General features: G+C 40.1%; 24 protein-coding genes. All 24 read right to left on the minus strand.

What is annotated here, in order from left to right; translation table 11 throughout:
- Positions 1-3 precede the first annotated feature (3 nt).
- A complete protein-coding gene (locus NYE69_RS26175; protein ID WP_340928645.1) occupies positions 4-1,557 on the minus strand; it encodes a type I restriction-modification system subunit M in 1,554 nt (517 codons plus the stop codon).
- Complete coding sequence (locus tag NYE69_RS26180) at positions 1,554-2,144, minus strand: hypothetical protein (protein WP_340928647.1); 591 nt, start codon at positions 2,142-2,144, stop codon at positions 1,554-1,556. The genes NYE69_RS26175 and NYE69_RS26180 overlap by 4 nt, the downstream gene beginning before the upstream one ends.
- Positions 2,145-2,254: 110 nt before the next feature.
- The gene (locus tag NYE69_RS26185) at positions 2,255-5,008 is read right to left on the minus strand and encodes a type I restriction endonuclease subunit R (RefSeq protein ID WP_340928649.1); all 2,754 of its coding nucleotides are present in this window, start codon (positions 5,006-5,008) and stop codon (positions 2,255-2,257) included.
- Positions 5,009-5,268: 260 nt separating this feature from the next.
- Positions 5,269-5,568 carry a recombinase family protein gene (locus NYE69_RS26190; protein ID WP_340928652.1) on the minus strand — a complete coding sequence of 100 codons (300 nt, stop codon included), beginning with the start codon at positions 5,566-5,568 and terminating at the stop codon, positions 5,269-5,271.
- 332 nt (positions 5,569-5,900) lie between these two features.
- Positions 5,901-6,692, minus strand: coding sequence for a WG repeat-containing protein (locus NYE69_RS26195; RefSeq protein WP_340928655.1), 792 nt, complete (start codon positions 6,690-6,692; stop codon positions 5,901-5,903).
- A gap of 325 nt (positions 6,693-7,017) precedes the next feature.
- A complete protein-coding gene (locus NYE69_RS26200; protein ID WP_340928657.1) occupies positions 7,018-7,605 on the minus strand; it encodes a hypothetical protein in 588 nt (195 codons plus the stop codon).
- A gap of 355 nt (positions 7,606-7,960) precedes the next feature.
- Positions 7,961-8,317 carry a hypothetical protein gene (locus NYE69_RS26205; RefSeq protein ID WP_340928659.1) on the minus strand — a complete coding sequence of 119 codons (357 nt, stop codon included), beginning with the start codon at positions 8,315-8,317 and terminating at the stop codon, positions 7,961-7,963.
- A gap of 360 nt (positions 8,318-8,677) precedes the next feature.
- The gene (locus NYE69_RS26210; RefSeq protein ID WP_340928661.1) at positions 8,678-9,352 is read right to left on the minus strand and encodes an EAL domain-containing protein; all 675 of its coding nucleotides are present in this window, start codon (positions 9,350-9,352) and stop codon (positions 8,678-8,680) included.
- 498 nt (positions 9,353-9,850) lie between these two features.
- Positions 9,851-10,354, minus strand: a complete 504-nt coding sequence (locus tag NYE69_RS26215) for a hypothetical protein (RefSeq protein WP_340928663.1) — start codon at positions 10,352-10,354, stop codon at positions 9,851-9,853.
- Between the two features lie 12 nt (positions 10,355-10,366).
- Entirely contained in the window at positions 10,367-10,705 is a 339-nt protein-coding gene (locus NYE69_RS26220) for a hypothetical protein (protein ID WP_340928665.1), read from the minus strand.
- Between the two features lie 31 nt (positions 10,706-10,736).
- Positions 10,737-11,057 (minus strand): hypothetical protein, encoded by a 321-nt coding sequence (locus NYE69_RS26225; protein WP_340928667.1) that lies wholly within the window; start codon positions 11,055-11,057, stop codon positions 10,737-10,739.
- A gap of 34 nt (positions 11,058-11,091) precedes the next feature.
- Positions 11,092-11,760 carry an EAL domain-containing protein gene (locus NYE69_RS26230; RefSeq protein WP_340928669.1) on the minus strand — a complete coding sequence of 223 codons (669 nt, stop codon included), beginning with the start codon at positions 11,758-11,760 and terminating at the stop codon, positions 11,092-11,094.
- Positions 11,761-11,796: 36 nt separating this feature from the next.
- Positions 11,797-12,543, minus strand: coding sequence for a hypothetical protein (locus tag NYE69_RS26235; protein ID WP_340928671.1), 747 nt, complete (start codon positions 12,541-12,543; stop codon positions 11,797-11,799).
- Positions 12,540-13,124 carry a recombinase family protein gene (locus NYE69_RS26240; protein WP_340928673.1) on the minus strand — a complete coding sequence of 195 codons (585 nt, stop codon included), beginning with the start codon at positions 13,122-13,124 and terminating at the stop codon, positions 12,540-12,542. Before NYE69_RS26240 ends, NYE69_RS26235 begins: the two co-directional genes overlap by 4 nt.
- A 484-nt stretch (positions 13,125-13,608) precedes the next feature.
- Complete coding sequence (locus NYE69_RS26245; RefSeq protein WP_340928675.1) at positions 13,609-14,103, minus strand: hypothetical protein; 495 nt, start codon at positions 14,101-14,103, stop codon at positions 13,609-13,611.
- 646 nt (positions 14,104-14,749) lie between these two features.
- The gene (locus tag NYE69_RS26250; RefSeq protein WP_340928677.1) at positions 14,750-15,319 is read right to left on the minus strand and encodes a hypothetical protein; all 570 of its coding nucleotides are present in this window, start codon (positions 15,317-15,319) and stop codon (positions 14,750-14,752) included.
- Between the two features lie 137 nt (positions 15,320-15,456).
- The gene (locus NYE69_RS26255; protein WP_340928679.1) at positions 15,457-15,867 is read right to left on the minus strand and encodes a hypothetical protein; all 411 of its coding nucleotides are present in this window, start codon (positions 15,865-15,867) and stop codon (positions 15,457-15,459) included.
- Positions 15,868-16,054: 187 nt separating this feature from the next.
- Entirely contained in the window at positions 16,055-16,459 is a 405-nt protein-coding gene (locus NYE69_RS26260; RefSeq protein ID WP_340928681.1) for a hypothetical protein, read from the minus strand.
- A gap of 372 nt (positions 16,460-16,831) precedes the next feature.
- Positions 16,832-17,011, minus strand: a complete 180-nt coding sequence (locus tag NYE69_RS26265; protein ID WP_340928683.1) for a hypothetical protein — start codon at positions 17,009-17,011, stop codon at positions 16,832-16,834.
- A 113-nt stretch (positions 17,012-17,124) separates the two neighbouring features.
- A complete protein-coding gene (locus tag NYE69_RS26270) occupies positions 17,125-18,621 on the minus strand; it encodes a CAP domain-containing protein (RefSeq protein WP_340928685.1) in 1,497 nt (498 codons plus the stop codon).
- 367 nt (positions 18,622-18,988) lie between these two features.
- Positions 18,989-19,357 (minus strand): YxiJ family protein, encoded by a 369-nt coding sequence (locus NYE69_RS26275; RefSeq protein WP_340928687.1) that lies wholly within the window; start codon positions 19,355-19,357, stop codon positions 18,989-18,991.
- 462 nt (positions 19,358-19,819) lie between these two features.
- Positions 19,820-20,485, minus strand: a complete 666-nt coding sequence (locus NYE69_RS26280; protein ID WP_340928689.1) for a hypothetical protein — start codon at positions 20,483-20,485, stop codon at positions 19,820-19,822.
- A 42-nt stretch (positions 20,486-20,527) separates the two neighbouring features.
- Positions 20,528-21,574, minus strand: a complete 1,047-nt coding sequence (locus NYE69_RS26285) for a Kiwa anti-phage protein KwaB-like domain-containing protein (RefSeq protein ID WP_340928690.1) — start codon at positions 21,572-21,574, stop codon at positions 20,528-20,530.
- A 103-nt stretch (positions 21,575-21,677) separates the two neighbouring features.
- Positions 21,678-22,664 (minus strand): hypothetical protein, encoded by a 987-nt coding sequence (locus tag NYE69_RS26290; protein ID WP_340928692.1) that lies wholly within the window; start codon positions 22,662-22,664, stop codon positions 21,678-21,680.
- Positions 22,665-22,820: the final 156 nt, after the last annotated feature.

Consider the following 22,820-nt stretch of genomic DNA (forward strand, 5'->3'; position numbering starts at 1 on the left):
CCTCTATTCCCCCAATTCCCTGAGGTACTTTTCAAGCTCAATATCGATTTTAGTAATCTCGGCGTCGATTTCTTTTAGACGAGCCTGAATCAAATCCAGATCAACTGGCTCTTCTTTTTCGAAGGTATCTACATAACGTGGGATATTGAGGTTATAATTGTTTTGTCGAATATCCGCTAGCGATACTGCATTGGAGTACTTTTCAATGGTCTGACGTGTCTTATAGGTTTCTACAATCTTCTCAACATCTTCGTCACGCAAGCGGTTCTGGTTCTTCCCTTTCTCAAAATCGTTGGAAGCATCAATGAACAGAATATTATCATTCGCTTCTCGGCATTTTTTGAACACCAAAATGCATGTTGGAATCGTTGTCCCGAAGAAGATATTGGCAGGCAAACCGATCACCGCATCCAAGTAATTCTTCTCTTCAATCAAGTATTTGCGAATAACCCCTTCAGCCGCGCCGCGGAACAATACCCCATGAGGAAGGACAACTGCCATTGTTCCATTATCGTCAAGGTGGTGAATCATATGTTGAACAAAGGCGAAATCAGCTTTGGACTTGGGAGCCAGCTTACCATAAGCACTGAAACGCTCGTCTTGCAAAAACTTCTCATCTGCACTCCATTTAGCAGAGTAGGGGGGATTCGCAACTACAGCTTCGAAGCGCATACCAAGATGTCGTGGCTCTTCTAAACTATCAGCATTCTGGATGTCGAAGTTGTGATAAGACACACCATGCAAAAGCATGTTCATACGAGCCAAATTATAGGTAGTTGAGGTTTTCTCTTGCCCGTAAAACTTCCGTACATTCGCTTCTTTGGCAACCCTCAAGAGCAATGACCCCGAACCACAAGTCGGGTCATAGACATTTCTCAAATCCTTCTTCCCCAATGTCACTATCTTAGCAATAATTTTTGAAACTTGCGGTGGAGTATAGAACTCACCAGCTTTTTTACCCGCATTGGCTGCAAATTGCCCAATCAAATACTCATAGGCGTCTCCCAAAACATCTATGTCCGCATCATTATGCATGAAAGGAATATCATTGATATTAACCATGACCTTTGCGATCAGCTTGGAACGAGACTTAACATCACGACCCAATTTTGAGGAACTCAAATCCATATCATCGAAAAGATTTTGGAAGTCTTCCTGACTCGCCGCTCCAAGAGTTGATTCGGTCACTTTGTTAATTGCTTTCTGTAACATTTCAATGTCAAACTTACCTTGCTCGCCTTTACGAATCTCTTCAATCATGCTCGAAAAAAGGTAATCGGGCTCGATAACGTAACCTATTTCCTGAATGAGTTGATCTTTTAAGGCGTCACGGTAAGTTTGATTTTTCCACGCTTCCCGATAAGAAATATTGTCTTCTTCAAGCAGATTTTTGACCCGAGTCTCCGTTTTCTCTGATAAGTAACGATAAAAGATCAACCCGAGAATATAGTTTTTGAACTCATAAGCTTCAAGTTGACCTCGAAGATCATTCGCCATATCCCAAAGCTTTTTATGTAACTCGGCTTGTTGATGACGCTGCAACTCAGTCGTTGTCATCTGCTTTCCTCCTCTAGATACCCCATTAGTAACTGTTTGATATACTGCTGTTCCCATACCATTCTCTCCTGAAGTAGTCGATTTTTTCGGTGTAATAATCTGTGGATACTACCAATCTTCATTTGAACGTCCATAGGTGGCAAAATAATATCTAATGTCCTAAGCATTTGAATTGATAGAGCTGTTACACTCGAGCCTTGCGTGGCGATCTTTAATTGCTTGCGACAATCTGGATGCTCGTTAATAAACCACTCCAGATAATCAGGATGCAACTCGCATAAAGGTTCAATAATCGCAAAGTTTGATGGAATCAGTTTGCCAACATGCTCCTGTTGTAACGCCACTGCCCTTTGTCCAGTCAAACTGATTAAGACTAACCCCTCTTTGGCAAGCGGTAAAGATCCTAACCGATCCTTAGCAACATGAATATCTTGCTGGTATTCTGACGATGTTGGATCAGGACTCAACCACTCATTCATTTCCTTCAACGTGTAGACTGGAAGCTTGACTGCTTCCATTGAAGGCGATGTCTGGATACGAGATAGAAATGCCCCTTGCACTACCGATGCACATTGTTCTAAATTCAAACCAGCCCTCCCCTTTGCTATTTAAGTAAATAGCATCAATTCAAACATCTCCATCATAATAAAAAACAGCAGAAAAGGCAATTCCTTTTCTGCTATTTCTTCAAATAGCATCATGAAAATCGTTTGGTATGTTCAGTGATGAATTCAATAATCCGTTGAATCATCGCTCGCTTTTGAAGGAAGGGTAGCTTGACTGCATCACTTATTTCTTGTTGATTCACAATCCCACAATACTCATATTCCTGCACAAAGCCCTGGATCTCTTCAGGTGATAACCCCACTTCATCAGCGAATGCCTCAATTTCCTTCATACGTTCTTCTTGCTCAAAAGCATTATAGTTATCATCGACTGAATCAGCATTGGTTAAGGTCGGTACAACTTTCCTCAAGAAGTCCTTCAGCAAGTTTGCCTTGAGACGGAGTTGCTCATTATCAGCCCGATCAATCTCATCTTCAATGTCTTTTATCGACTTGTCTCGCTCTTCCTGATTATCGAAATCGATGTTCCTAATCAAATTCATGATGTAGCTGACATTTATTCTGTCAGTATGCATCAGTTCAATTAGGAAATCAACATTCGCCAAGATCGATTCCTTACCCCCGCCGCGCTTAACTTCGTCATAAATACGAAGATACTTGCTCCTGTAGTCCTGGTACTCCTGTTCGGTAATACCCAGTCGCGCTGGATCAAATTCGAACTCGGTAAATGTTTGTAATCGGGTCAACAGTTTGGTTAGATCTCGAAAGCTAATAACAAACTCCTGTTTTTCTTCCTCTCGCTCCAAAGCATCTACTGTTGCAGGTGTAGTAGCGAGAACTTTTACCTTTGCAAGTGCTGCTCTAAACATTTGAAGGTACTCTTCATAACTCTTCATTAAAACGTCATCAACATTGTCCGTCTTCGAGAATAATTTAATCGCTTCATCCGTATCTTCCTTCAAGTTACGGAAACAGACGATATTACCGTAAGGCTTAGTCGCTTTCTCCGTCCGATTGGTACGGGAGAAGGCTTGAATCAAATTATGATACTTCAAGAAACGATCAATGTAGAGAATATTCAAGGTCTTACTGTCGAATCCTGTCAAAAAGATGTTGACCACCAACAAAATATCGATTTGAGCAGTTTTGACTCGCTTCGAAACATCGGCAAAATACCCCTGGAATTTTTCAGTAGAAAAATTGGTACCAAACATAGCATTGTAGTCCTTGATAATGCGTTCAAGACTATCCCGCGAATGCTCGTCTTGTCCGTCACCCTCACTATCTTCATTCTGACCATAAGTGAAGATAGCAGCAATCTTGAAATTATGAGACAACGATTTAAAAGTGTCGTAATACTTGATCAGCATTGGAATGCTGTCAACAGTAAATAACCCCGTATACCCCTTACTTCGAGACTTCCGATTATGGTGGGTGATAATATGTTCGGCAATCATACGGATACGATCATCGTGCATCCAAACTTCATCGGTTAAAATGCCTTTTACACGGGTTTGATCCTTTTCATCAATCGAGACATCAACCGTTTGGATATACTCCACCGAAAACCCCAAGACATTACCATCATGAATAGCATCTTTAATCAAATACGTATGTAAGCACTTCTCGAAAATATCGGCAGTTACCCGACCATCTTGACTTTTATTCTCCTCGAACAGAGGTGTCCCCGTGAAACCAAAGTATTGAGCTTCTTTGAAATGCTTATTGATCAAGGTATGCATCTTCCCGAATTGACTACGGTGACATTCATCAATGATAAAGACAACCCGTTCATGCTGATACGGCTTCATGATGTGCTCATAACGTGGATTTTTAATAGCGTTCGCCATCTTTTGAATCGTAGTAACGATCAACGGCTTCGTTAAGTCCGAAATTTGTGCCACCAGTTTGTCCGTATCATCCGTCATATCCACTGAACCGGGTTCAAACTTGTTAAATTCAGCAAGGGTCTGGCTGTCCAAGTCCTTGCGGTCAACGAGGAAGAAAACCTTCTTGATATGCGGTTCATTGGCAAGAATCTGACTCGCCTTAAATGAAGTTAACGTCTTACCGCTACCAGTGGTGTGCCAGATATAACCGTTGTTCTTGGTTTCTAAAGCCCGCTTAATAAGTGCTTCAACAGCATAAACCTGGTAGGGGCGCATAACCATTAACAGCTTCTCGGTCTCATTCAGTACCATGTATCGAGCGATCATCTTCGCGATGTGACATCTTTCCAAAAAGCTGGCTGCAAAATCACTTAGATTAGTGATGCGATTGTTTTCTGCATCCGACCAAAAGAAGGTATGCGAAAACAGGATGTCACCATCCGAGTTGGCAAAATATTTTGTATCAACCCCATTACTAACAACAAATATCTGAAGATAACGATATAACCCCCTAAAGGAATGTTTTCGATACCTTTGAATCTGATTGAACGCTTCTTTAAAGTCTAAGCCGCGGCGCTTTAATTCAATTTGAACCACAGGTAAGCCGTTTATAAGGATTGTCACATCATAACGATTTTTATATTTACCTTCAACAGTGGTCTGATTAGTGACCTGAAAAATATTCTTGCACCATTCACGAGTATTCATTAACTCGAGATAAACTTCAGTCCCATCATCCCTTTGAAACACTTGCTTATCCCTGAGAATCTTCGCGGACTCAAAAATACTCTTACCGTCAATCTGTGTCAGGAATCGGCTGAACTCGGCATCTGTCAGTGGCTGACCGTTTAATTTCTTCTCATTGAACCTATTCAACTGCTGTCTAAAGTTTTCGATAATTGAATCGTAGTCACTTATGGTCACTCGCTCGTATCCTTGACGAACAAGTTGCTCAATCAAATTTTTCTCGAGTTGGGCTTCCGATTGATAGGACAATTACAGAACCTCCTTAGGTCAATTATACCCCTCATAGGTTTCTTACATTATTCTACAACATCCTATCTTTATCCTTCAAAAGACCCAAATCGATCTGGAACAACCAAAGAAGATACCGCTTCAATCGATCCCCCTAAGATATGTGTACCTTACCAAATCACGACTGTATGTATCCAACATTACACGAATCACAACAAAAACCGGCAGTATGCTGGTTAGGTTGACCTCAACTATAAAATATTTTATGGGCAAATTGCTCATCAATTTCCTGCTCTGTCCAGAAAAATCAAATTATACTTGGCTTCCAATGATTTAAGAGTTAGCATGTTCCGATGGATTAATCCTGCTGAACTTACAATAATAGTATCTCCGGCTTCAGCAACTTCTAAGAGCTTGGAGTAACACGGACGGTTGTTGTCCAGCCCACTGAAGCCTTTATCCTGAAAAATCCCATCAATTTTTAACCCCATTTGCTCTGCATACCTAAGACAATTTTCAACTTGAACCTCAACAGCATATTTTGATCCGACAGCACTACGGGCATAAATAAAGTTGCTCATGTTTATTCATTCCTCCTAAATAGGTGATCTTAATAATCGAGTCTCTTTGACTCATACCCCGACAGGCGTGACCACTACCGCTTGTAGGCAAGCGGTAGTGTTTGCCTTGTTACAATACAATAAGGGAGACTTCAAGAATGATTTCGACACCCCATTTAATTCTGTATCTTACGAACAGCAAGAATTCGTTCTCGTATGCGTACTTCACTGCTTCTTTATACAAAAGAGGAAACTAAGCTGGTGTCCAAGTGAGGACACCAGCTACATTGAGATAAGTTGCTTATCTACTGGTGTTTTCAAAGAAACCTTGGAATCAAGTCCCATAATTAATCTTATATTAGCCGATTCCTCTTCATCTTTATGACCCGCGCTGTTTCAATATAACGAGATAAAACTTCAGCATAATCAAGTGGAGCTACAGGGTTATTTTCTTTAGTGATTGTAAGCCACTTACCATTCTTTTTAACGATTATCGTTCCTTTCGGAAAACCTTTGAATTTACAATCATTAGTACTGATTACGCCATCATACTCGAAAGGAATTACCACTTCTCCAGCAACATCAATGAAACCCCATTTACCGCTGGTATCTTTAACTGCGGCTAACCCCTCGTGGAAGTTCTTAACATCTTGATACTGTAATGGGATCACCTCGTTACCGAATTGATCGATGAAACCGAATTGCTTCGGGAGTTCATTAATACTGTAGATAGGAGAACGCCAAGTTCCATTTACTGGGTCAGTAAGCAGATTATAATAATCGAAAGTATAGTCTTCGAATAAAACATCAATATAATCATCTCTATTTTCGGTGTACTTACCTACGATTGCTCTCCCATCAGCGAATGAACCGGCAAAATTATAACCCCTTGAGAAGGGTACAACTTCTTTGCCTTGATGGTCTAAAAATGCGTAGATACCGTCCTGATTTTCAACTCTAATCAAATTGTGATCTACCTTTTGAAGATTAAGAAAATCGCAAGGAATAATTACATTGTCCTGTTCATCCACTAAACCATACAAACCATAGTAAGCCAGCCCTTCTTCACTATCCTCGTTTTTGACGATCCGCAAATCACCGATGCGACCAACTATTTTTCCGTACTTCGACTTACGATTTCCCATACTAAGCTTCCTCCTTAAAATTGGTTGTTAAATATAAGGCTACATATATTTCACGATCTCTTGATAATTTTCCGTAAGAGGATTTCAACTCCGTCGATGAATTAAAAAACTCCAGAATTAAGATTTCAGAAACCCCTTCAGGGGGAGGAAACTTACTGTTAGAGAAGAAATCACCCGATACATATCCAATCGAGATAAGATAGGTGATGATTTTTGCGATGTCTCTGTCTACCTATAGAGCAGCTTGCAATCATCGTTCGGGAGATCTTCAAGGATTCAATGTAGACGAATCCTTGAACACTCCCTACTAAGGTAACTTCTTCAATTAGCGAATGTTGAAATCAATACCGAGTCCAATCTTCAGTGAAGGCGGCTTGGCATACATACCCCACATTTCAGGTAGGGGAGGGAGGATGTTCATGGCAATAGCCTTCGCTCCATCAAACTCAGCCATCGTCCAAGGCTTGACGTTTGCAAGAACTTTTAGATAGTCCTTAAAGCCATACCGAACTGAATTCTTGACTTCATAGGCAGAAGCGATGGCGGTTCCTTCATCGAGGAAAACTGCCGGGATGTACAGGTGGCTTGCTAAACCTTCAAAGAAATCTTTTCCGATACCCCCTTCAGCATGGTAATTCAACCATGATTCAAAATAAGAACTGCGTCCAATCTTCACCATCAGGGAAAAGAGATACACATCATTCAGGGCAAAGGCAGCTACTCGAATACCGATTTGTGGGTTTGAACCAAAGCTGTCACGCATGCTCTTCGTAGTCTTAACAAAGGCGGCTGGTCTCCAATTGATGCCTCCGTCAGTCGATACCATGTCCAACCCCATTGATCCGGGTGACACTTGCTTGAACAAGTCGATAATGTTAGTACCTTCGCCTTGCATAACCTCAATCTTTACCATTGTCATACCTCCAATTATTAATTTTACTTATATAGCCGCGCCTCAAGCCGCGCCTCTTCGTTCTACTGATTTTTCATACTGATCTTCCTCCTTGAAATTGGTTGTTGTATTTTGAATCTACATATATTTTTCAACATCTCTTAATTCAGATCCGTAAGTAGTTTTCAACTCCGTCACGGTTCAAAAATCTGCCGTTCATTTCAAATAAACAGACCATAAACAATGAACCGATCATGAAATAATCATCCGATCTTCAATAAGTGCAGAAAATGTTTCCATCTCCAATCGATACCCCGAATGAAGGCAAATAAAAAGATGGTGCCATAGGACACCATCTCCATTGATAAATTAAACCCTATTCATCACTTAAAACTTTGTCAACCACTCTTGTCTTGATGAACTGGTATCTGGATATACTGAAAAAATTATTTAACCAAGATACAAAACTGTCCAGATCTTCAAATACCTTTGGAGGGTCACCGTAAGCTCGAGTGAAAATAACCTTGTTCCCCTTCTTAAGTTGCACTATGGAATCCTTGATAAAGTATCTGATCTCATTAAGTGCTACTTCTGAATCACTTACCTGATAGCTCCGTTTGTCAAAATCCTTCTCGATCTCTTCTTCCTGACAATTGGCTACAGTATCACAGAATCTGTTAAAGTCGATAGTTACATCTCCGTTAATAACTTGGTACTTCATGTTTGATGCCATTGGCTATCACCCCCTGAAGTTTACTTATTCCAGTCAATAATACTAATTTATAGAATTGGGCTCGATATGTCTTGCTCACGAAATGCTGTATACGTCTTCCATTTTACTTACTCGTTATTACAGGGACAAGTGGGTTGAGTGGGTTGAGTGGGTAGAACGGTCAGGTGGGGCACTAAAAGCCGGTTACCCCATGAGCGAGCGAATTCAAATATAAGAAAATCACACTTTGATAAGTGTGATTGGAAGGCTGTACTATATCTCAAAATCCCGATATTTATAATTTGCCGCTAAACCCTTTGCCGACAACCGTTTCTTTGTCCAAAGCAACGCAAACTACTAATTTACATAAAAACAACTTCATTAAAGATTAGAGATCGCCATTCTCCTTGGGTGAGCAATCCAATACCCCTGAAAGGCATCGGCAACGGACTGCATCTGTTCAAACTGTACCTCAGTCTCGATACCTTCTGCGATGATTTGAATACCCATCTCCCTGAATGGTTCGGTGAGTCTTTTCAACACATCCAAGGATCTCTCATTATTGCAGGAATGAATAATTTCTTTAGCCAATTTAATATAGGTTGGTTGAAGGTTAAGGAGAAATGGTAAGGAGAAATGACCGTATCCGAAATCATCTATGGCAAAACGGACACCTCTGGCTATAAGTTGCTCGACATGGTTCGACAAACTCGGTTCATCGTGTAGAAAAGCTTGCTCGGTAATCTCAATGACCAGATCATGCTGTTTTGGGAACGGTAATGAAGGCGGGAACGGATTAACAGAGTACGGGTGCGAATTGAGAAACAGGGGAGCATCGCTCGTGTACTGCTCTAATGCCAATTGCTTACATAACGTGTCCATTGAAACAATCTGACTTATCTTATCCATTGAAGGGAAATTGAAACCTTCTAACACCTGTTTTGCATCGTTACCTCTGATAAAGGACTCGTATCCAATAACAGATAAATCTCGATCCACGATTGGTTGGTAAACTGGAAATAGGTTTAGAGCTGATGGAAGTGTAGGTGTCTCCATTATTCGAAACCTCCGTAACCGATAAGTTTGAATACTGCAGTCGACCACTTTGAGAGTGGGATGAGTGGGTAGAGTGGTCGGGTGGGTGGAAAAACCTCGATGGGGGGACTTCATATCTAAATTGGTCACAGAGCCACATTACTGCAACTGCCTGATTGATTTCGTCTATCCGTTAACTATATATGAGTACCAGATGTTATCGTCAGTGATTAGACTTCTTCTCCTTTATTATGTATTTGCTCTTTTACCTACTCCAAAAATGATTTCTTATCCACCCGGAGAGCAAAAATATCTATTTGACCATCAGCAGTTCAACCCCCGAGCGAAATAAAAACACCTAAGCAGGATACAGAACTCCAACTTAGGTGGCTGCAAAACATAAATTCAACTCCCAATTGACTTAATAGAAATAACGTTTTTCGCCGTTGCAACCGGTAAATTATCCATCCAACGAAAATTAACTGCAAATTATTTAATATTGAAAAAGAATCAGAGTGCTCAGCGACCCCAAACACTCTTTAAGAACTGTCCTAACTCGATAGGAACATAATGATTGGGTGAAGTAATACGCTTTATATCGAACTTACGTTCAAAGTCCGATAGTTGACACTTTATTTTTAATGCCTCCCATCTAATTCGATGATAGACGTCTGCATACTTCAATTTACCGTATTCGTTAATACGGGTGTAGGTCTCACAGAGTTGGTACAGATCAAAAAAGATCGACTCCATATTGATGATGATCTTTTCAGCTACACAGAAGTTGTAGAACTGTTTGAAATCTTTCAATGTTCTTAAGCAATTTTGCAAAAACACCAACCGATGTCCACCTAAATCCATATAGTTCTGAGCTATATTCCTTGGATCTAATGTATTGATTTCAGGAAGAAGCTCACTATAATGACCAACAAGCGTTCGAATATGCACCTTTTTCCGAAGATCAATGATAAGTGCCACCAAGAAATGATCAGGACTGCGCAGAGTTGTTGATGCAGTCGACATAATACTCATCTCCTATTCATCATCATTTAGAAATGCTTCTTCAAACTCCAAAATCGGGCATGAACTGCATTGAATAAAAATCATCAGCGAATTGGGCTGAACAACCTTCTTACAACAAATTGAGCCACAGGAACGCATTAGTTCCGATAATTTATGGAAATGACCGTTAGCTTTGAAGGTCATAAGATCAAGTGAATTATGAATCTTATCAATCTCAGATTTAAGCTCCGATAAATCCTGGGGAGCGCATAAGCCATGCTCAACCCCGATGGCTTGTAATGACTCCACTTTTGCTAGTGCCTTTTGAAAGCATTGCCTTACTTCCTTGATTTCCATGTTAACCCTTGCCAATGTCTACACCACCCTTAAGGACACATCTACTTCACCGCCTAACATCGATGAGTAGTAACCCCATACTATGGAGATTGGTAGATGACACCAAATCTCCGCAATGCAAGACCCCTTGGAAATGACCTGATCCAGCATCCCGAAGCAAACGACCCCATTCTGATCTCGAACCGGCTCGGTCTATATAGGAATCAACGATGACGATGTTTTCCGTGGAGTACTTAAAATCGAATACTTTCTTGAGCATAATTGCGATTTCTCGATTCGCTTCATATTTATTAACTGAAGCAGACCACAGATACACCGCCGCGGCGAAGGTGTCGCCATATTTTTCAAGTTCAGCATTCACATCCACGTCATCAACCCCAATTGGACGGACATGCTTGCACCTACAGAATCGTAGGTTTACCACCCATCTTGGAAAACCAGTAGCCTTGAAAGGCATCGGCTACCGAGGTCAAACGTTCGAACTGCTCGTGTGTCATAATGTTCCTTACCAAGATCTTGATACCCATTTCCTTAAACGTCTCCAACTGCGCAGATATTTTCTTTAAGGTTTCGTCATCAATAAAACAGGCGTTCACAACGTCCTCTCCTAAAATAATGAACTTCGGACGAAGTTTTTGCAGAAGGGGCTGAGTCAAAAAACCTTTCCCATAGTGAGGAAAAGCCAAGACGACCCCATTTTCAGACAAATGTTCATACAAATCGACTAACATACTATCAAGCACTGGTTTAGGCGGATTTACTGCTACGACTACCTCAAAACCCTCGGGTATCGGCAAAGCACTCGGGTACGGAACAGGTACATTCGGATAGGTGGTGAATAGAAGAGGGAGTGATCCGTTATACGTTTTCAAAGCTAGATCCTTATAATAAAAATCAAGTGCGCTTAAAACATTATAAAATTCAGAAGCTGCAAACTCGAAATCTTCCTGATAAGGATTATTCTCTTCTAACGTTATTACCCCCTCATAAGCGATGATTTGTAGACCTGCGTCAACAATAGGGTGAAAGTCCACACCAATACCCATTTTCGATAAATTATACTTGTCCATATTTACTCCTCCATTTGGTATATTGATCTGATAACCTCATTTTGCTGAATGAATCGTCTGGTCGTCTGAATATCTAATACTTTCCTTGAACAGTTGTAATGAGGATTTTGAAAAATCACTGGACGTAACCCTTCGATTGGAGTCACACCAATAAACAAACGAACGATACTCATTAAAGCTCAACCCATTCAAGTCTGCGAGATATTTAATTACCTTAACCCATTTTTTAGGATCTACATTTTGAGTTTTTATCCATTCGAACGGATTAAAATCTTTCTTACTAAAATTTAACGTTTTACAAAGCGGAATCATGTTCCCTTTATAAGTCCCACCATGTCCCCATGTCAGAGGAATAAAATGATCGAATTGAATATCATCAGTAACCCCCGTTAATGCACAACCACCAAAATACTCCAATGCTTCATTCATCATTTCCTTAGACCAATCGTCCAATAGCATATCCTGAAAGAACTTACGGTTTGATTTGATAATTCCGTAATCTTTATTCGGTGACTCAGGAAACCCAAATTCAATTTTTGCCATTAGCTCACGAATATCATCAAGAAATTCTCTATGCTTTCTTTCTTCTTCCTCACGTTTAATACGTTCTTGCTCAGCTCTTCGCCGCTGATTATCTCGTTCCCATTCCTCTCTTAACTTTTGAACACCCCGTTCAGTTTCTTCTTCGAATCTACCTATGGTTTCTCTAACTTTTTCAAACTCTTCTGGTGTTAAATCCCTTGGTCTATTTCTTAATCTAGCCCTTACCATCGCATTGCTCATTTTTGGCTCCTCCTTCGTCGAAGTTCGCGCTTAAGAGTACTCTCACTGATGCGAGTAATACTTACGACTTCCTTCATACTGTGGGTTTGGAGCAAGCTAATCGCATGATCCAGTTGTAACTTTGTAAACTTAGGTGGGCGTCCTTCTCGAAAACCGGATTTCTGCTTAGCGATGGCTTTACCTTCAGCGGTACGCTCAATGATCAAATCGCGCTCGAACTCCGCAAAGGCAAAGAAAATATTTCTGATCAATTTGCTCGTTGGTGTGTTATCCAAAATACCGATGTTCAAGATATGAATCCGAACACCACGTTCGATTAACTGATTGACGATCTTTACTCCCTCGATCATCGAACGAGCAAACCGATCCAGCTTCGTTACGACCAAGGTATCGCCAGCTTTCAGCAAACGAAACAGTTTGGAGAATTCAGGGCGATCCATTTTTGAACCAGTGAAACTATCGACAAAGATATAGGCTTGGTCAACCCCTTCAGCGAGCAGTAAATTGACCTGATGTTCAAGGCTATTACCATGCTTTGACTGTCCAACCGTACTGACTCGGGCATACCCGTATTTCGGCATATTTACAACCACCACCTATGATTTTTCGGGTTTACTTATGACCCCCAGTTTTGACACCGCCTAAACCCGCATTTTACCGTCCAAAAATCGGACGGAAATGATCGGGGCAAAACTCAAGAGATTTGAACCCTTGGAATACCGTTTCAGAACCGACTCTTCTGAAAAGAAGGAATTGTGTTCTTTAACGCCATCTGTTTGCAGATGCTTCAATTCTGTTGCCAAGTGGGGATGCAGTATGGTTCTAATATCGAAAGGAGAAGGGAGATTGATTTGAAAGCTATACCCCCCTTATAAGGGGGATTTATTACCAACCACCATACCACATCCTACTTGGTGTATTATTAATCTAAAACTGACTGCCAAAGTAGAATAAGATCACCGACATGCGAGTAACTATTTTTCAAAATAATAAATAATCGGGATAAAAAATAAACGGGCAGTAAAGAACTCGACCAGCGAATTCGATACTGCCAAAATTAAGCTGCTATTTGATCATTTTTAGATTCCAGATCTTTTCCTTATTTCTCACTACATTCTGCTCGAAGAAGTGTCTTGCCCACATGATTTCTCGGTCGGTTTTCGCTTTCATAATAGCCTTAACCGCACTGTGGGCGAGAAACTCCATAACTGCGTCAATTCGGTCAAGTTTCCTCTTAAGTTCGTTAGTAGGCAAATGCAAATAATGGGATGCTGATCTCAACCCCAAGAAATAACCATGATCGCTATACTCCCACCAAAAAACTTCAAAGCATTTTTTCGCCTCATCAGGCAAATTATTCTTGAAACCACCCTCCAAAAACGGATATTTGAGATCAATCGCAGACCCCATAAAGGCGAAGATATAATCTATTGTGCGTAATCTTGCTTCTGCAACCTCTAAGTCATATCGGTCATAAAGGGTTTCAATGGTTTTATATCGTTCTCTTCTTTCAGCATGACAATGATATAAACACCTCTGTAGTTTGAAAAGGAACCTCATTTGATCAAATCCTTTCACGCTACCAATTTGAATAGGATACGGTATGCTTACTTCATTTAGAAGGGATGATGAAGAAGTATTACCCCGATGGGGATGAGCATCAGGCGTATACTGTTACAGCAATACCGTATCCTTATTTATGTATTCTTTATCTAAAACCGACTGCCAAATTTGATAAGATCTTAGTCGATTGAGTAATTATGAAGCCAAGAGAAATCACAAAGAAAAAGGCGACCCATCGCGGCTTTCGAGGGTAACGCCTAAAACGAGTTTCTACTATTGTAATGAAAGCAAAATAGCCAGCATTAGAAGTGTGCTTTTAACGCGCTAATGGGGAGTTTTTGGGACTCGTTACCGGCAGAAATTTTTCGTTCAATATAGAGGAGAGCTTACCCATTTAAGCATGAAACGGCTTGTAATCGACTTTTCCCTCTAGACCGAACAACTGATACAATAAAATCGGTTGTAGAGCCACGTAAGAGAGAAAAGGATGGGGGAGTGGGTAGACCGCAAACACTTCAACTTCGAATTGCTATTTCTCCAACAAAGTGCAAACTCTATTTCAACAACAACAACAACAAAAAAAAAAAAAAAAAAAACGGCAATACCGAACACCGAAGTTGAACGGTATTGCCGCATCAGCAATTTAGTTACAAAGAATGATATCAAGACTTGCTAGATCAACAATACCCCAGAGGTATTCATCGGGAGACAATTCCGCATAGTCCGCAGAGAACATACACCAGAGAACAGCGGTACTCTCGTCTCTTGGAACGTTGTAAATATCGATATTTATCGAACCCTCAGCATCTAAAGACTTTTTATACTTACTTACAAAGGCGACCATATCCTCCCTGGATATTACTTGTTCAACTCCAAAAGAAATTTGACCAGATTTTCTATTTGCAAGTTCGCTAGCCAACTTCTGCAGTTCTTCAATAGTGTAATTCTTATTAGGAATGTAGTGGAAGTCCGTTACAGTGCTGACGCAAATATTCTCATCTAACTGATTAACATCTTCGTCACTAAAAGCTTCCCGAGTTACTGCTATAACATGATGAGATTCATCAACCTCAAAATGGCTGAAATGCAATACAATTGGTAGTGACTTACTCGCCTTGATATTTGCCCGACTATCTGCATGAGTAATTAAAACGTAGTTCACTGTTACCTCTTCACCAGCACCATTTGTCATCACGCCCTGCCAAGTACGCATTCAAATTCCTCCCTTTTTAAGTTTCATACTATATAATCTTGATCCCTCAATAACTCCCTAAATTTAAAATGTTACGAATCAAATATTCAGCTCGATACGAATTTAGACTACCCTCATCCACGTTTAGTTTCCTTTTCTTAGACCCTCCGAAGTTTCGGAATTCTAACACCTGTCACATAGACCCCATCTTGACGGATATGATAAATATATTCGGCTCCAATTCTAAACCCATCCCATAAACCCTTGATACCGGATTTCTTAGCAACCTCGACTTGCTCGGGTGTAAGAATACCAAACCTTTTGTTTATATCAGGCATTGGACGAACTGTCCAAGCTAAAAGTTGACGGGTATACTCTGTCCACACTGGGACAAATTCATTGTAGATTTGCTCAATGCTTTTACCTTTAGAGGATAAATTCCTCAAGATTACCCCCAGTTCAGCCAGTTCGACGGGATAACGTTCGATGATTATCCTATCTTGATAAACCCAAACCCAAAAACCTTTACCATCAACTCTACTATCGATGACAACTGCTCGAGTACTCATACAGATCGCCTCACTTTTGTAGAATAAAATCTTACAATTAAGGTGTTTTTCTCACCTACAAAGTGCAAAAGTAAATCAACTCTGGTTATAGAGAATATATTCCCTATCGGTTTAGACAATCTACCATTGTAGAGACACATTAGATCGGAAAGGATGGGGGAGAGGGTAACGGCGGGTTTGCCCGCCGTTACCCCCGAATTGTTTCTCTCGCCTGAACTCTTCGTAATTTCGGAATTTCAACGCCCGATACAAAGACCCCATCTTGTCGAATACGGTAAATATATTGCGCCCCAATTCTAAACCGATCCCACAGAGCTTCAATTCCGGATTTCTTTGCAACATCGACTTGCTCAGGTGTGAGAATACGGAACTTATTATTCATATTCGGCATCGGATAACCTGCTCGAGCCATAATTTGACGAGTACGCTCTGTCCGCATTTGGACAAGTTCATTAAAGATTTGCTCAATGCTCTTGTCCTTAGAGAATAAATTTCTCAATGTTACCCCAAGATCAGCAGGATAACCGTCCTCATAAACCCAAAATCCTTTACCATCAACACGACTGTCGATAACAACTGCTCGGGTACTCAAAATGATCGCCTCACTTCATTCGATTTTGTATACTCCTGCTATGGAAAATCTCTTAGTTTATATCCCAAAATTAACTTTTGCTCCTACCTACGAGAAGTAATCAAAATCGCCGCGAAATTTTCTACTGTAAATACAAAACGGCAGTATAAAACTCACCGATGAGTTTCTATACTGCCGTTTTTAATCTGCAATTTGATTAAACAATCTCCATCTCCAGCACATCTTCCAGCTTGATCCACTCATAATCATCTTCAAAGCCGATTTTCAATTGCTTTGTCTCGGTAGCAATTTGTCGATCTTGCCGATAACCTCTCTGTCATTAAATACCCCCGAATAACTCTCTATAAAATATCGTCAACAAGTAATAAGACTTTACTCCATATACAATTCGGTTACATCCGCAATAGCCTTGGAAGTAGTTGCACCGTAGTAGCGATCTTTATAAACGATTACTAACTCCCCTCGACCGTAAAGGATTGTCATCAGCACAAGATTAAATGCCGCCATCCACAACAGCCAGTAGGGGTCAGACTGAATTAATCCTAAAAACATATCAAACCACCTATGACTTTGGTCTTTACTATTGTAGCATAAGTTGGAAACGTAATTCATCAAAATAAAAGTCAAGTGCCGAAGCACCTGACATAATACCCCCGAGGACATAATTATTGAGAGAACTTCTTTTGAAGGTAGTCATCGTAATTCTTCATAAACGTAACTACATGCTCCCTCAGAAGGATATTTTTTGTACCATATGATTCATAAGTCTTCGGTGTGTTGCCATTAGCATCAGGATACCCATTGGACAACCCCATATCGTACATCATTTGAACAGCTTCACGCTCATTTAAGGCTTTCCCACCATTATATTTAATATTGTAATAGGAAGCCAAGATAACAGCCATCTCGCCCCTTGTCATTGGAGCATTAGCTTTATCCTTATCCTTCAAAGAACCCTTGGTTGGAACCCCCAATTTCTCTGCAATCTGATAAGGAACTGAAGCCCACCATTTCGGATCTTTAGGTGTAGTAATCAACATTTCGCTTGACTCACTATAACGGAACAAGATCGTTAGAAATTGTGCCTCACTGAGTTGTCCTTGAGGTTTCAGCAACTTCTCGACCTTGCCAGTCTTAGGGTTCCTTTCCTCATACCCCGCAATTAACCCCTCTTTGATTGCCCAAGCCATATTCTCCGACCAGTACTTATTTTCTTGAAAATCAACATACCCCTTGGCAACAGATATGTCGATGGGATCATTCTTAGGACTATCAGGATTAGAACCTTCAGGGGCTTTCTTGGTGGTGAAAGACCACGTAAGACTACGACCCTTCGTATACTTGACATTTACTGTATAAGTCTCGCCGTATTTCAAAGGCTCTTTAGGAATAATAAACCTAGACTTATTGAAAAAGAAAGGAACTTCATTTCCCTTGCTGTCTACGAGACTCGGTACTGTATCAGAAGCATCTATATAAGACTCCCCTAACTCATAATCAGGAGAAAAAGTAATAATAAACCCCGAGGTCTTTAAACCAAACTCTTCTACAGGGTTTGGAATCTCTCGACCCCAATAAGCTACATCAACATCAGTCTGACCGTTATAAGGATACATAATTGGGGGAGGGTCCATCTGCTTAGGCATATTAGCCATATTAATTACAACAATATCACCTACTATAGCAAAACCTATCTTCTCATGAGAGTAACTTAACATTGCAACCCTATGATAAGGTGCATTTAACAGACGATCTATACCTGTTTTCAAAGAATTAGATCCAAAACTAATCACTTCAGTAACAGAATGTTTCTTATCTAAACCAGCCGCATAAGCCCGATCCCAAACTTCCTCACCAGTAAAACCATCTCTTTTAGGGTCTTCAGTATGTCCATCTATTAATTTGTACTTCCCTTTATTCTTATAAAGGTAATTAGCATGGTTCTCAGCCGACTTAGTTAAATAAGGGTCAAGCTTAACCTCCTGAATCCCTACATTCCTGCGAATTTCATTGAAATACTCCAGCGCCTCAAGATGTGTCTTCGGATACTCAAATCCATCCACCATCACCTTATCAGATTCAGCACTCGCTTGAACTGGAGCAAATGAAATGCTCCCTAATACCAATGTGAAAGCGAAAACAAAAAGAAAAAACTTTCGCATCGCACTTCCTCCTATATCCCTCTACAGACTAAACCATCTTCAAATTAACTTTACATTAGCAAACAATTACTTTGATTGTCTGTCGATTATCAGTCACATCGTTGGTATGCAGTTTTACCCGCAAAAGCAACACCTGACCTTTCATTCAAGGATAAAAATTCGACAAAATCCTCATTAATCCTGCCTTTTCCAAAGGGTTGTTGTTACTTTAGCGTAACTGAATAAGGAGTTCCAGTCCTGAGGAAATAAAAAAGGCGACCCCCAAGGGTCGACAACAGCGGGGAGCCTACCGAGTTTCTACTAAATGTAAGGGAGATTTCGTGCAGAGAACGATTGGGTTGATTGGGTAAACGGTAAAAAGGTTTTATTAGCCAAGGTATTCTAATAGTAGTTTTCTGGCTTCTTCGAAATTCATATATTCTCGGTGGAACTCTTCATACCTAGAAAGGTTAACTTCGACGAAACCATAGTGTTTAAACCATTCGAAGAATGAAAAGTTCAAAAGTTCTATTTGCTTTGGTGGAATATCATTTGTTTTGCCGTTAAGAATATAACTCAACGTTCCAGCAATGTTCATACAATAGGTATTAAAATTGCCCGAAAAATCGTTGATCTCTTCGGGTAGTTTGGAAAATTCGTCTTCGAAATCTATCTGCATTTGCTTCGTGTCCTTATACGGAAATGGTTCAAATAAAGAAGTCTTAATATTAACTAATCGTTCTAATATGTCGTCCAAAGATAGCTCACCTCAACCGAATTATTACATTGAAATTATTTTGGAGACGATCCAAAACGGGAAGAACGTCCAGTAATCATCAACGAACAATACAACAATCACTCCTATAAGGGTTCCAGCTCCTACAGACCATAGATAATCCGATTTCCTTCTTATCCATCCGAAAGACAAGCCAACTGCCAAGGATAGTGGTATGAAAGTCAACCCAACTGTTAGTTGACCTATAGAAAACCCTGCAATAAAACTGAAGATATAGATTGCGATAGCACATATCCAGTAATGACGATGTTTCCCGCTGATCGCTATAACTAAAGACACTATCGCAACAACTAAAGCGGAAAATGCGATTATCGAAAAGATGGGCAATTTACCCCTCCATTACCATTATTTCACCATTACCTTATGGATTACTAATATGAGAAGGTGGAGTGATATCAAGTGCATGTCCGCTCTTGAATTAATTCATATATCATCAGAATCGTCATTATTACTGTTACTGGATAAATAGAAAATATTGTTTATTAACTTCACTGCCCTAAATCTGTAGTTCAAATTTAGTGACTTCTCTCGGGTTATGATTATGACATCTTTTCGTATCGATGGATCTGCAGTTTCCGCCTCTTTACTCTGGTCTGAAATTATTGCCTTATATACTTGCCGACCAGACATAAAGAACACTGGACATACACTAATAAAGTCCGTCTTTACGTATATGACAATCACGATCACTACGATAGCCAATGTCACCATCAAATTTATCGCTGAAGTTTGATCTATAGATATCAATGGCAACAGCAAGGTCATTAAAAAGAATGAATAGTCATTTACACTTAATCGTTCATACTTCCTAACCCAGACACTCTTACCTATTTCCTTATCCTTTAATTGGCGATCATAGTCACTGAAAAGCCACATCGCAACCAAGCGATAGATGAGCAGTGATAAGACGATTATCCCCGCAATAACGATTACGTCAAAGACCGTCTTATCAATTTGCTTGGCTAACCATTTCGCCCATTCAGTTTTCTTGAAAAAGTCGTTACTGTCAACGAATCTATAGACCATGATAAGGACTAAGGGAAGGTATGCTGTCGCCCATAAAATGACCTGTTCTCTCTTGCCCCACATTTTACTCTCCCTCCCAGAGAGGACAATCATACCCCCTAACAATTATTGTTCATAAGCAACCGCTACCTTGTAGTTCTCGGTCACGAAGGACTTTACGATCTTGTCCGCAAAGAAATGTATTAGCGGTTTGGGAGATGAATCCTCAGTAAAAATAATTTTTCGATTCTCCAAATCAATATATTCAAATAACCCCCATAGTGAACTGTACTTCGCCATGTACTGTTCTTTCGCATCTTGATCTTGTGGCTCATTAGCTTTAATTTGAGATAACTCATCACATCTTGCATCAAAATTTTCCTGAATAGCCGCCATTGTTTCAGGTTTAATTTGCGCCAATGTTCTCGAATAAATATGCTTCTTACATGACTTTTCAAAAGCTTCTCTATTGGAATCTTTACCATGAAAGAATGGCATCGAAATAATTTGTGCAATGTTTTGATCTCGACGCTCGGTAATATGATCTTTATATTCAAATGCGTATTCAAAACTCCGAACATTGATGATAAAGATGCAGTTTTCAATTATAAAGAAATCAATGTTACCCCCAAGGTCAACTACTGTATCCTCAGCAAACACAAATTGATTGGAATTCTTTATTACCATCATCTTCTTAGAGGATTTTATACTATTTTTCTTAACCCCTCGATAATAACAGAAATATGCATCTTTTTCGCCCAAAGTTAACTTTACTATTTGAAACTTAGTATGCTTCTCTGGATACTCAGGATCAGGACAGCGCAAGGCTTTGACAAGTTTAGTTACTTTATCTATAAGACCTTGATCATCATCATCATCTAAAACAAACTTCGCAATTCGGTCATTTAATTTTATTTCATGATTATAGTCACCAACAAGAAACACTTGTCTTTCAGCATCATCAACTTCCTTCAACTCTTGCAAGGAATTAACAATACTTTTCTTGAGCCACTTAATAACATCAGGTGCAAGTTGAATACATGTCGATTGGTAGTACGAATCAGATTCCTTTTGTTTCCTTACAAGGTGAAATGATAAATCTACCTCGGTTAAAGCATCATCGGGCATATTACTAAGCTTATAAATTATATTTTCATGGTGGTTTATATCCATTCAATACCGCCTCCCGCACATCAATAATTCGACAATAGGAAGGGTTTTCCTCTTCAAATTTGTCGAATTATACATGTGGGCTAACAAAACTTACTTGAGCAAATCAGTTATCTTTACCCCTGACCTCGGAGGAAATGTCACTATACAGGGTTACTATGATCTTCTTGATCGCCTCATAATGTTGCATCGCCATCTCGTAGGGTGAAAGACCAGAATCGGAATAATGTGCAATAATGACGTAAATACCAACTGTGACAACAATACTGATAAATAAAAATATCAGTAAACGACCGATAAAACCAATGAAGTCAACTATTCCATTATGTAAGTCTCGGTATAACTTCTTCATTGGTGACACAATGAAAATATCGGTGAACCAATTCACTGCTTTACCGGCTCGGTCGGCTGCTGTTACCTTATCGACCTCAACTGTAACGATCTTCTCTTTGACTGGCGTGGTAAGGTCTCGGTATTGCTCATCCAACTTTTCCGCATCATCGATTATTGGAATGTCTGCTTCGACATCAGGTAACGTTAATGAGCCACTTTTCAGCTTGGTCTGTCGGAGAGAGTCGGTCTCGGTTAAGGTGAATAGTCGGCTCTGCATCGATGATCGGGTCTCTTCGAACAGTTTGGCACTTTTTTCGATAATGTCAGCATCTATATTGTCAGTGAGCGGAGGTTCAGGTTCAGTATTGGATTGACCATCCTCGATTTGAAGCATCGGTTCGGAGAGAGGAATGTCGAGGTTGGTGTCCTCCTTATTTGTTTCGGAATCGGTATTGTCCTCATCAGAGAGAATCCCTGAATCAATAGCGATTTCAGGCTCATCGGTACAATCGGCTTCAACCGGCTTATCATCTGCAACGGGTTCAAGTGGTACAACTGGTTCAGGTTGCTCCTGGTCATCATTGTGTGTTGCTGAGGACTCAATCATGACACTTGGGCTAATCTCGGTGCCGATGCCGATATTAATGGTGTCGCCATTACCATCATCGAAGAAGGAAATGGAGATATCATCAACTTCTAGTGGTTGATTAGCAACGTTCGTTTCTCTCTTTTTTGTTACATTTTTAGCAGATGTACTCATTACCTCTTCACCGACCTCTCTTGGTATATGTATTAAATCTCAAATGCAAACTGCAAAAGTATTCCTAACTCCCAAACGACAGTAAAATTCTCCCGTCCATGCTAAAATCAAAAAAGCACAATTACCCCGATTAAAGGTAATTGTGCTTTACATCAT

The sequence above is a fragment of the Paenibacillus sp. FSL R5-0527 genome, from assembly GCF_038008055.1.
In the GTDB taxonomy this organism is placed as follows: Bacteria; Bacillota; Bacilli; order Paenibacillales; family Paenibacillaceae; genus Fontibacillus; species Fontibacillus macerans.

Coding starts and splice junctions, on each gene's coding strand:
- NYE69_RS26175 (WP_340928645.1), bottom strand. CDS start 1,557: ATGACAACGACTGAGTTGCAGCGTCATCAACAAGCCGAGTTACATAAA.
- NYE69_RS26190 (WP_340928652.1), bottom strand. CDS start 5,568: ATGAGCAACTTTATTTATGCCCGTAGTGCTGTCGGATCAAAATATGCT.
- NYE69_RS26280 (WP_340928689.1), bottom strand. CDS start 20,485: ATGTGGGGCAAGAGAGAACAGGTCATTTTATGGGCGACAGCATACCTT.
- NYE69_RS26285 (WP_340928690.1), bottom strand. CDS start 21,574: ATGGATATAAACCACCATGAAAATATAATTTATAAGCTTAGTAATATG.
- NYE69_RS26235 (WP_340928671.1), bottom strand. CDS start 12,543: ATGAGCAATGCGATGGTAAGGGCTAGATTAAGAAATAGACCAAGGGAT.
- NYE69_RS26265 (WP_340928683.1), bottom strand. CDS start 17,011: ATGTTTTTAGGATTAATTCAGTCTGACCCCTACTGGCTGTTGTGGATG.
- NYE69_RS26200 (WP_340928657.1), bottom strand. CDS start 7,605: ATGGTAAAGATTGAGGTTATGCAAGGCGAAGGTACTAACATTATCGAC.
- NYE69_RS26215 (WP_340928663.1), bottom strand. CDS start 10,354: ATGTCGACTGCATCAACAACTCTGCGCAGTCCTGATCATTTCTTGGTG.
- NYE69_RS26290 (WP_340928692.1), bottom strand. CDS start 22,664: ATGAGTACATCTGCTAAAAATGTAACAAAAAAGAGAGAAACGAACGTT.
- NYE69_RS26230 (WP_340928669.1), bottom strand. CDS start 11,760: ATGGACAAGTATAATTTATCGAAAATGGGTATTGGTGTGGACTTTCAC.
- NYE69_RS26205 (WP_340928659.1), bottom strand. CDS start 8,317: ATGGCATCAAACATGAAGTACCAAGTTATTAACGGAGATGTAACTATC.
- NYE69_RS26270 (WP_340928685.1), bottom strand. CDS start 18,621: ATGCGAAAGTTTTTTCTTTTTGTTTTCGCTTTCACATTGGTATTAGGG.
- NYE69_RS26240 (WP_340928673.1), bottom strand. CDS start 13,124: ATGCCGAAATACGGGTATGCCCGAGTCAGTACGGTTGGACAGTCAAAG.
- NYE69_RS26195 (WP_340928655.1), bottom strand. CDS start 6,692: ATGGGAAATCGTAAGTCGAAGTACGGAAAAATAGTTGGTCGCATCGGT.
- NYE69_RS26245 (WP_340928675.1), bottom strand. CDS start 14,103: ATGAGGTTCCTTTTCAAACTACAGAGGTGTTTATATCATTGTCATGCT.
- NYE69_RS26210 (WP_340928661.1), bottom strand. CDS start 9,352: ATGGAGACACCTACACTTCCATCAGCTCTAAACCTATTTCCAGTTTAC.
- NYE69_RS26255 (WP_340928679.1), bottom strand. CDS start 15,867: ATGAGTACTCGAGCAGTTGTCATCGATAGTAGAGTTGATGGTAAAGGT.
- NYE69_RS26250 (WP_340928677.1), bottom strand. CDS start 15,319: ATGCGTACTTGGCAGGGCGTGATGACAAATGGTGCTGGTGAAGAGGTA.